The following is a 704-nucleotide window of genomic DNA, read 5'->3' on the forward strand; positions in this document are numbered from 1 at the left end:
ATGACTCTTCACTCGGTCCGATATTGAATCCACTCAGTGATTCCGTGTCGGGTCTGCCACCTCAAATTGGTAACGTCACCCTAATGGATAATCAGCACGATGGCGTATTTGCAGGCGCGAGTATCGCTTGGGAGGCTGATCTGTTTGGGCGTATCGACCGCCAAGCGAACGCGGCGCAAATTCGTCTCGAACAAGCTCAGATTTATCAAAGCGGCTTGAACACGGTGATCACGGCGGATTTGATTCATAACTACTTGCAATACCTAGGCGCAAGCGAGCGCCTTGAGTTGGCAAAATCGAACTTAGAAGATCAACGACGCACACTCGACCTCGTCGGAAAAGTCGTGCGCAGCGGCTACGGTTCTGATCTCGATTTAGCCCAAGCAAAGGCCACGCTTGCGGCGATGGAATCGCTCGTTCCGCAGTTAGAGATTGCCCAACAAGCGCACAAACATCGTTTAGCAGTATTGCTTGGTGAGCCGCTAACGCAAGTCGAAATCCGCCTATCTAAGCAGCATAGTGTACCTGTCATGCAGGACATGGTGCCGGTCGGTTTACCTTCCGATCTGTTGAAACGTCGTACCGATATTCGCTTAGCCGAGCGCGAAATGGCCGCGCTCAATGAAGAGTTAGCAGCAAGCGTTGCTGATCAATATCCGAAGTTCTTTTTGACAGGCGCTCCGGGGTTGTCGGCGTCAAGCTTT

The 704-nt window shown here is 52.0% G+C and carries 1 protein-coding gene; it reads left to right on the forward strand.

Translation table 11 applies throughout. The features are described 5' to 3' along the window. Nucleotides 1–704: TolC family protein (locus tag R7Q48_RS27470; RefSeq protein WP_318133421.1), on the forward strand; the 704-nt coding region annotated here is incomplete at both ends.

Source organism: Vibrio sp. 378 (assembly GCF_033339435.1).